Genomic DNA, 9,213 nt, shown 5'->3' on the forward strand with positions numbered 1-9,213 from the left:
GACCACGACGTGCTGATGATCGACGAGGCGCTGGCCACCGGTGACCGCAGCTTCCAGAAGCGCTCCGAGGCCCGCATCCGCGAGCTCCGGAAGGAAGCCGGCACGGTCTTCCTGGTCAGCCACAACAACAAGTCGATCCGGGACACCTGTGACCGGGTCCTGTGGCTGGAGCGCGGCGAGCTGTTGATGGACGGCCCGACGGACGAAGTGATCAAGGCGTACGAGAAGGAGACGGGCAAGTAGCCCCTCCCGCATCCGAAGGCCTCCGCGAGTCNGCTGTTGATGGACGGCCCGACGGACGAAGTGATCAAGGCGTACGAGAAGGAGACGGGCAAGTAGCCCCTCCCGCATCCGAAGGCCTCCGCGAGTCCGCCTCGCGGAGGCTTTCGATGGTTAGGAGATGGTCAACTCCGCTGGGGCCGGGAACAGTTCGGAATCAGTGGATGTTGACCGGATTGTTGTCCCGGGCTTCGGTACCCGCTCGGAGGGGGGCGAGACGTACGGCGTAAGCTGTACAGGTACCGAACGGCACAAGTGGTACAAGTCGGGCAATGCTCACCCAGGCGGGCGATGTGGGCTCGATCGGGGCGCGTCGCCAGCTGCGGCGTGTCCGAAATAGGATGTTTTAGCTTGGCGGTGTAGAACGGGAGACGTGACGGCAATGGCTACTGGTTCGCTCCGGCACCGAAATGCGCCGGGCAGCCCCCGGTGAGCCGAGACAACGAGCGGGCGCGCCGCGCCTTCCTCGGAAGGGTGGCGGCAGGTGACGGGCGGGAGCAGACGCGCACCGTGCTCGACCAGGCCGCACACGAGAACTTCCCGGTCGCGCCGTTCTTCCTGCCCCGCGCCTGGCGTACCGATCTGATGGCCGTCTACGGCTTCGCCCGGCTCGTCGACGACATCGGCGACGGCGATCTCGCACCGGGCGGCGGCGATGCCGTACTCCTCGGACTGGACCGCGCACAAGCCGACAACAGGCCCGCGCTGCTGGACGCACTCGAAGCGGACCTGCACCGCGTCTTCAGCGACCGCGCCCCCGGCCCCGGCCATCCGCTCCTGCGCCGCCTCGGCCCGACCGTCCGCCGCTGCGCGCTGACCCCCGAACCGTTCCTCCGCCTGATCGAGGCCAACCGCCAGGACCAGCGGGTGAGCCGCTACGGCACCTACGACGACCTGGTCGCCTACTGCGAGCTGTCCGCCAACCCCGTCGGCCGGCTCGTCCTCGGCATCACCGGCACCGCGAGCCCCGAGCGCATCCGCCGCTCGGACGCGGTCTGCACCGCCCTGCAGATCGTCGAACACCTCCAGGACGTGGCCGAGGACCTCGGGCGCGACCGCATCTACCTCCCCGCCGAGGACATGAAACGCTTCGGCGTCACAGAGGCCGATCTGGCCGCGCCGAGCGGGGGCGCATCGGTGCGCGCACTGATCGCATTCGAGGCGGAACGCGCCGGTGAGCTGCTGAATGAAGGCACCCCGCTGGTGGGTAGCGTCCACGGCAGACTCAAGCTGCTGCTGGCCGGTTTTGTGGCCGGCGGGCGCGCCGCACTCCAGGCGGTCGCGGCCGCCGATCACGACGTACTCCCTGGACCGCCCAAACCGACCAAGCTCAGCCTGCTGCGCGCGGTGACGGCGACATTGCGAAGAGAGGGGTGAGTCGGACCGTGGAGGCAACTGCACACGCGTCCGCGCCGGTGCTCGCTGCGTATCGCTACTGCGAGGCCATCACCGGGCAGCAGGCACGCAACTTCGCTTATGGCATCCGGCTGCTGCCGACCGACAAGCGGCAGGCCATGTCGGCGCTCTACGCCTTCTCGCGCCGGGTCGACGACATCGGCGACGGCAATCTGGCGCCCACCGCCAAGCAACAGCGCCTGGAGGACACCCGGGCGCTGCTGGCCCGTATCAAGGACGGCCGGATCGCCGAGGACGACACCGACCCGGTGGCCGTCGCGCTGTCCGACGCCGCCCGCCGCTTCCCGCTCCCGCTGGGCGGTCTCGACGAGCTGATCGACGGCGTGCTGATGGATGTGCGCGGCGAGAACTACGAGACCTGGGACGAGCTGAAGGTCTACTGCCGCTGTGTCGCCGGGGCCATCGGCCGGCTCTCGCTGGGCGTGTTCGGCACGGTACCGGGCGCGCAGGACGCCGAGCGCGCCTCCGAGTACGCCGACACCCTCGGGCTCGCACTCCAACTGACCAACATTCTCAGGGACGTTCGGGAGGACGCCGGCAACGGCCGTACCTACCTTCCCGCCGAGGACCTCGCCAAATTCGGCTGCTCGGCCGGCTTCGAGCGCCCGGTCCCGCCGCCCGGCTCCGACTTCACCGGCCTGGTGCACTTCGAGGTGAAGCGTGCCCGCGCGCTGTTCGCCGAGGGCTTCCGGCTGCTGCCGATGCTCGACCGGCGCAGCGGCGCCTGCGTGGCCGCGATGGCCGGTATCTACCACCGTCTGCTGACGCGGATCGCCGCCGACCCCGAGGCCGTGCTGCGCGGCCGGGTCTCGCTGCCGGGCCGGGAGAAGGCGTTCGTCGCGGTGCGCGGACTGTCCGGGCTCGACGCACGGGCGATCGGCCGCCGGCAGGCCGTCAGGAGGCGCGGATGATGCGCCGGGCCACGAACGACAGCGGTGATCCCGCGTCAGTACGGCGGGCAACCCTCCCCAGGACGGCTGCGTCTTTCACAGGCGTACGGGGGGAGAGCACATGACATCGGGAGCCACGCGCCCCGAACGGCACCACGACCGGCCGGCCGGCCGTCCCGACGGGGCGGCCGCGGTGGTCGTCGGTGGCGGTCTCGCGGGCACGACCGCGGCCCTCGCACTGGCCGACGCGGGGCTGCGGGTCACCCTCGTCGAGGGCCGCCCCCGCCTCGGCGGACTGGTCTTCTCCTTCCGCCGCGACTCCACCGCCGGCGAGCTGACCGTCGACAACGGCCAGCATGTCTATCTGCGCTGCTGCACCGCCTACAGCAAGCTGCTGGAGCGGATCGACGCCGCACATCTGGTGCCGCTCCAGGAGCGTATGGACGTCCCGGTCCTGGATGCCGACCGCTTGCGGCTCGGCCGGCTGCGCCGCACCGCGCTGCCCGTCCCGCTGCACCTCGCCCGCAGCCTCGCGCTCTACCCGCACCTCTCACCGGCCGAACGGGCCGCGGTCGTCCGCGCCACCCTCGCGCTCAAGGGCCTCGACCCGGCCGACCCCGCGCTGGACGAGACGGACTTCGGCAGCTGGCTGCGCCGATACGGCCAGTCGCCGCGCGCCGTCGAGGCGCTGTGGGACCTGGTCGGCATCGCCACCCTCAACGCCCGTGCCCAGGACGTCTCGATGGGCCTGGCCGCCAAGGTCTTCAAGACCGGGCTGCTGTCCGCCCCGGGCGCCGCCGACATCGGCTGGTCCCGCGTCCCGCTCGGCGACGTCCACGACACCCTCGCCAGCACCGCCCTGGAGAAGGCCGGCGTGCGGATCGCCCTGCGCACCCGCGCCGGGGCCCTCGCGCGCAAGGACGGCGGCTGGCAGGTCTCGGTGGACAACGGGCCGCACGGCAGCGAACAGCTCACCGCGGACACCGTCGTCCTCGCCGTACCGCAGCGCGAGACCCACGCCCTGCTGCCCGACGGCGCCCTCGACGACAGGGACCGGCTGCTGGACATCGGCACCGCCCCGATCCTCAACCTCCATGTCGTCTACGACCGCAAGGTCCTGCGCCGCCCCTTCTTCGCCGCGGTCGGCTCCCCCGTGCAGTGGGTCTTCGACCGCACCGACGCCTCGGGGCTGACGCGCGTCGCCGGCAACGAGCACTGCCAGTACCTGGCCGTCTCGCAGTCCGCCGCGCAGGAGGAGATCGACCAGCCGGTCGCCAAGCTCCGCGCCCGCTATCTGCCCGAGCTGGAGCGGCTGCTGCCCGCCGCCCGGGGCGCCAGGATCCACGACTTCTTCGTCACCCGCGAGCGCACCGCGACCTTTGCGCCCGCCCCGGGCGTCGGCAGGCTCCGCCCCGCCGCCCGCACCCAAGCCCCCGGCCTGTTCCTGGCCGGTGCGTGGACCGCCACCGGGTGGCCCGCGACCATGGAAAGCGCTGTTCGCAGCGGCACTGCCGCCGCTCGCGAGGCACTCATTGAACTCGGCTTCCCCCAGGGCCAGTTGCCTCAGGAGGCGGCATGACTACGAGTACGAGCGCTCGCACGAGCACGAGCATCGGAAACAGAGGAGAAACCGTGAATCCGGCTTCCCCAGCTATCGACACCGAGAGCGTCACCGCGCTGCTGGAGCGCGGGCGGACGCTTGCGACTCCCGTGCTGCGTGCCGCCGTGGACCGGCTCGCTCCTCCGATGGACACCGTCGCCGCCTACCACTTCGGCTGGATCGACGCCGAGGGCCGCCCCTCCGCGGGCGACAGCGGCAAGGCCGTACGGCCCGCGCTCGCCCTGCTGTCGGCCGAGGCCGCCGGCGCGGCCCCCGAGGTCGGTATCCCCGGCGCGGTCGCCGTCGAGCTGGTGCACAACTTCTCGCTGCTGCACGACGACCTCATGGACGGCGACGAGCAGCGCCGGCACCGCGACACGGTGTGGAAGGTGCACGGCCCCGCGCAGGCCATCCTCGTCGGCGATGCGCTGTTCGCCCTCGCCAACGAAATACTGCTGGAGCTCGGCACGGTCGACGCCGGCCGCGCCACCCGCCGGCTGACCCTGGCCACCCGCAAGCTGATCGACGGCCAGGCCCAGGACATCTCCTACGAGCACCGCGAGCGGGTCACCGTCGAGGAGTGCCTGGAGATGGAGGGCAACAAGACGGGTGCCCTGCTGGCCTGCGCCGTCTCCATCGGTGCGGTTCTCGGCGGCGCCGACGACCGCACCGCGGACACCCTGGAGAAGTACGGCTACCACCTCGGCCTCGCCTTCCAGGCCGTCGACGACCTGCTCGGCATCTGGGGCGACCCGGACGCCACCGGCAAGCAGACCTGGAGTGATCTGCGTCAGCGCAAGAAGTCGCTGCCGGTCGTCGCCGCGCTGGCCGCGGGCGGCCCGGCCTCCGAGCGCCTCGCCGAGATCCTGGCGGCCGACGCGAAGAAGAGCGAGACCGAGATCGCCGACTTCACCGAGGAGGAGTTCGCCTCCCGCGCGGCGCTCATCGAGGAGGCCGGCGGCCGCGAGTGGACCTCCCAGGAGGCCCGCCGCCAGCACGCCACGGCCATCGCCGCGCTGGACGGGGTCGACATGCCGGAAAAGGTCCGCGAACAGCTCGTGGCGCTCGCGGACTTCGTCGTCGTACGCGAGAGATGATCACCTATCGACACCGAATAGATCGCAGTCGCCGGCCGGTGCCATCCGGGCGCCGGCCGACGGAATCCCTGAGCACGCTTTTGACAGTTCACTGCAGAAGGGGAAGCCATGACAGCGACGACCGACGGAAGCACCGGGGCGCTGCCGCCCCGGGCCCCCTCGGCCAGCGATGCCACCGCTGAGAAAACCGAAGCAACCCACAGCACCCGGACCGCGGTACGGCAGGACACGGCGGACGCCGCCCGCCGCGCCACCGCACGCGCCACCGACTACCTGCTGTCCGTCCAGGACCCCGCCGGATGGTGGAAGGGCGACCTCGAGACCAACGTCACGATGGACGCCGAGGACCTGCTGCTCCGTCAGTTCCTGGGCATCCAGGACCCCGAACTGACCGAAGCGGCGGCCCGCTACATCCGCGGTGAGCAGCGCACGGACGGCACCTGGGCCACCTTCTACGGCGGGCCCGGTGAACTCTCCACCACCATCGAGGCCTATGTCGCCCTCCGGCTCGCCGGGGACGCCCCGGACGCACCGCACATGGCGACGGCCTCCGCCTGGATCCGCGAGCAGGGCGGGGTCGCCGCCGCCCGGGTCTTCACCCGCATCTGGCTGGCCCTCTTCGGCTGGTGGAAGTGGGACGACCTGCCCGAACTGCCCCCGGAGCTCATCTACTTCCCCAAGTGGTTCCCGCTGGGCATCTACGCCTTCGGGTGCTGGGCGCGGCAGACGATAGTGCCACTGACCATCGTCTCGGCGAAGCGCCCGGTACGCCCCGCGCCGTTCGCCCTCGACGAGCTGCACACCGATCCGCGCGACCCCAACCCGCCGCGGCCGCTCGCCCCCGCCACGAGCTGGGACGGCGTCTTCCAGCGCCTGGACAAGGCGCTGCACGTCTACCACAAGGTCGCCCTCCGCAAGCTGCGCGGCGCCGCGATGCGCTCCGCCACCCGCTGGATCATCGAGCGGCAGGAGAACGACGGCTGCTGGGGCGGCATCCAGCCGCCCGCCGTCTACTCCATCATCGCCCTGCACCTCCTCGGCTACGACCTCGACCACCCGGTGCTGCGCACCGGTCTCGCGTCCCTGGACCGGTTCGCCGTATGGCGCGAGGACGGTCCCCCCGGCGCAGCCAGGGGGAGTGCCCCCACCCGGATGATCGAGGCCTGTCAGTCCCCGGTCTGGGACACCTGCCTGGCCACCATCGCGCTCGCCGATGCCGGACTGCCCGCCGACCACCCACAGTTGGTCAAGGCCGTCGACTGGATGCTCGCCGAGCAGATCGACCGGCCCGGCGACTGGAGCGTCAAGCGGCCCCAACTCCCCTCCGGTGGCTGGGCGTTCGAGTTCGAGAACGACAACTACCCGGACATCGACGACACCGCTGAGGTGGTGCTCGCGCTGCGCCGGGTCAAGCACCCCGATCCGCAGCGGGTCGACGCCGCGGTGAGCCGCGCGGTGCGCTGGAACTTCGGTATGCAGTCCAAGAACGGGGCCTGGGGCGCCTTCGACGTCGACAACACCAGCCCGTTCCCCAACCGGCTGCCGTTCTGCGACTTCGGTGAGGTCATCGACCCGCCGTCGGCCGATGTCACCGCCCATGTCGTCGAGATGCTCGCCGACGTAGGGCGTACCCATGACCCGCGCACCCGCCGCGGGATCGCCTGGCTGCTGGCCGAGCAGGAGCCCAGCGGCGCCTGGTTCGGCCGCTGGGGCACCAACTACGTCTACGGCACCGGCTCGGTGCTCCCCGCGCTCGCCGCGGCCGGTATCCCCGGCTCGCACCCCGCGGTCCGCCGGGCCGTCGGCTGGCTGGAGCGGGTGCAGAACGAGGACGGCGGGTGGGGCGAGGACCAGCGCTCCTACCGGGACAAGGAGAAGTGGGCCGGGCGCGGCGCTTCGACCGCCTCGCAGACCGCATGGGCGCTGATGGCGCTGCTCGCGGCCGGTGAACGCGACGGTGCGGCGGTCCGGCGCGGAGTGCGCTGGCTGATCGACACCCAGCGCGAGGACGGCTCCTGGGACGAGCCGTACTTCACCGGTACGGGCTTTCCCTGGGACTTCTCCATCAACTACCACCTCTACCGTCAGGTCTTCCCGCTGACGGCCCTGGGCCGCTACGTCAACGGGGGACCGGCCTGCGCGCCGGTGGGGTCCTGATGTCGAGACGGCCCCCGCCGGACGCGGACCCGCCGCTGCTGGTCGCCTGTGCGCTGGGCATCGAGCGGTTCGCGCTGCGCGGTGGTGACCGCGGTGAAAAGGTGGGGGGAGCCGGCCCGCGGCTGGTGACGCTGCGCACCGGCATGGGCCCCCAGGCGGCCGAACGCGCCCTGACCAAAGCGCTGGGTGAGGGCGCGGTCACCGCACGTTCCCCCGTCGTCGCCAGCGGCTTCTGCGCCGGCCTCGCCCCCGGGATGCAGCCCGGGGACGTGGTCGTCGCCGAGGCCACCCGCGGCCACGAGCCGGGCGCACCGGACGTGCGCTGCCGCGACAACGGCCCGCTGCTCCAGGCCCTGCGGCAGCGCGGCCTGAGGGTGCACAGCGGCCTGCTGCGCGGCTCCGACCATGTCGTACGCGGCGCCGAGCGGGCCGAGCTGCACGCCGCCGGCGCGGTCGCGGTGGACATGGAATCCGCCGCCACGCTCCGTACGGCGATGCGCGCCGGCAGCCGTCCGGTTGCGGCTGTCCGAGTGGTCGTGGACGCTCCAGAACATGAACTCGTACGCATCGGCACCGTGCGCGGTGGAATATCGGCCTTCCGTGTGCTGCGCTCCGTCCTTCCTGTTTTCTACGAATGGCACCGTTCTTTGCTGCTCCCCAGGAGGTGAGCCAGATGGCCATGCCGCTCCGTCAGTCCATCCGGGTCGGGACCTATCTTTTTGAACAGAAGATGATTCGCCGGCGTGAGAAATTCCCGCTCATCGTCGAACTGGAACCACTCTTCGCCTGCAACCTGAAATGCGAGGGCTGCGGGAAGATCCAGCACCCCGCGGGGGTGCTCAAGCAGCGGATGCCGGTGGCACAGGCGGTCGGCGCGGTGCTGGAGTCCGGTGCCCCGATGGTCTCCATCGCCGGCGGGGAGCCCTTGATGCACCCGCAGATCGACGAAATCGTGCGGCAGTTGGTGGCGAAGAGGAAGTACGTTTTCCTGTGCACCAACGCCATGCTGTTGCGCAAGAAGATCGAGAGCTTCAGCCCCTCGCCGTATTTCGCGTTCGCGGTGCACATCGACGGAATGCGTGAGCGGCACGACGAATCCGTCGCGAAGGAAGGCGTGTTCGACGAGGCGGTGGCGGCGATCAAGGAAGCCAAGCGGCGCGGCTTCCGGGTCACCACCAACTCCACCTTCTTCAACACCGACACCCCGCAGACCATCATCGAGGTTCTGAATTTCCTCAATGACGATCTGCAGGTCGACGAAATGATGCTGTCGCCCGCCTACGCCTACGAGAAGGCCCCCGACCAGGAGCACTTCCTGGGCGTCGAGCAGACCCGGGAGCTGTTCAAGAAGGCCTTCGCCGGCGGCAACCGGCGCCGCTGGCGGCTCAACCACAGCCCGCTCTTCCTGGACTTCCTGGAAGGCAAGGCGGACTTCCCGTGCACCGCCTGGGCGATCCCCAACTACTCGCTGTTCGGCTGGCAGCGCCCCTGCTACCTGATGAGCGACGGCTACGTCCCGACGTACCGCGAGCTCATCGAGGAGACCGACTGGGAGAAGTACGGCCGGGGCAAGGATCCGCGCTGCGCCAACTGCATGGCGCACTGCGGCTACGAGCCCACCGCCGTCCTCGCCACCATGGGCTCGCTCAAGGAATCCCTCAGAGCCGCCAGGGAGACCGTGGCGGGAAACCGCCCGTGACCTGATGCAGAGCGGTGAGCCTGCGCCATGGAGGCTCCCCGGCGCCCGGTCCGGCCCGTCTCGCGCCCGCGCGCG

Annotated in this window: 7 protein-coding genes and 1 pseudogene; all 8 read left to right on the top strand. The window is 70.9% G+C overall.

What is annotated here, in order from left to right; all coding sequences use genetic code 11:
- Positions 1-243 (top strand): annotated as a pseudogene (locus tag DY245_RS01695) (ABC transporter ATP-binding protein); the annotation flags it as partial.
- A gap of 546 nt (positions 244-789) precedes the next feature.
- Positions 790-1,656, top strand: coding sequence for a squalene synthase HpnC (gene hpnC / locus DY245_RS01700; protein WP_128502670.1), 867 nt, complete (start codon positions 790-792; stop codon positions 1,654-1,656).
- Positions 1,653-2,606: a presqualene diphosphate synthase HpnD gene (gene hpnD, locus DY245_RS01705; RefSeq protein WP_128502654.1), complete on the top strand. Its 954-nt coding sequence runs from the start codon at positions 1,653-1,655 to the stop codon at positions 2,604-2,606. Before hpnC ends, hpnD begins: the two co-directional genes overlap by 4 nt.
- 100 nt (positions 2,607-2,706) lie before the next feature.
- The gene (gene hpnE / locus DY245_RS01710; protein WP_128502657.1) at positions 2,707-4,164 is read left to right on the top strand and encodes a hydroxysqualene dehydroxylase HpnE; all 1,458 of its coding nucleotides are present in this window, start codon (positions 2,707-2,709) and stop codon (positions 4,162-4,164) included.
- Positions 4,161-5,282, top strand: coding sequence for a polyprenyl synthetase family protein (locus DY245_RS01715; protein ID WP_128502660.1), 1,122 nt, complete (start codon positions 4,161-4,163; stop codon positions 5,280-5,282). The genes hpnE and DY245_RS01715 overlap by 4 nt, the downstream gene beginning before the upstream one ends.
- A gap of 108 nt (positions 5,283-5,390) precedes the next feature.
- Positions 5,391-7,439, top strand: a complete 2,049-nt coding sequence (gene shc / locus DY245_RS01720; protein ID WP_128502662.1) for a squalene--hopene cyclase — start codon at positions 5,391-5,393, stop codon at positions 7,437-7,439.
- On the top strand, positions 7,439-8,107 hold the full coding sequence (locus DY245_RS01725) for a phosphorylase family protein (RefSeq protein WP_128502664.1): 669 nt from the start codon (positions 7,439-7,441) through the stop codon (positions 8,105-8,107). Before shc ends, DY245_RS01725 begins: the two co-directional genes overlap by 1 nt.
- Before the next feature lie 5 nt (positions 8,108-8,112).
- Positions 8,113-9,138 (top strand): adenosyl-hopene transferase HpnH, encoded by a 1,026-nt coding sequence (hpnH, locus tag DY245_RS01730; RefSeq protein WP_128502666.1) that lies wholly within the window; start codon positions 8,113-8,115, stop codon positions 9,136-9,138.
- The last annotated feature ends 75 nt before the right edge of the window (positions 9,139-9,213 follow it).

The sequence above is a fragment of the Streptomyces inhibens genome, from assembly GCF_003389455.1.
GTDB lineage: Bacteria > Actinomycetota > Actinomycetes > Streptomycetales > Streptomycetaceae > Streptomyces > Streptomyces inhibens.

Excerpts from the sequence above, each read along its gene's own strand:
- hpnE (WP_128502657.1), top strand. The coding sequence starts at position 2,707 with ATGACATCGGGAGCCACGCGCCCCGAACGGCACCACGACCGGCCGGCC.
- DY245_RS01715 (WP_128502660.1), top strand. The coding sequence starts at position 4,161 with ATGACTACGAGTACGAGCGCTCGCACGAGCACGAGCATCGGAAACAGA.
- shc (WP_128502662.1), top strand. The coding sequence starts at position 5,391 with ATGACAGCGACGACCGACGGAAGCACCGGGGCGCTGCCGCCCCGGGCC.
- DY245_RS01725 (WP_128502664.1), top strand. The coding sequence starts at position 7,439 with ATGTCGAGACGGCCCCCGCCGGACGCGGACCCGCCGCTGCTGGTCGCC.
- hpnH (WP_128502666.1), top strand. The coding sequence starts at position 8,113 with ATGGCCATGCCGCTCCGTCAGTCCATCCGGGTCGGGACCTATCTTTTT.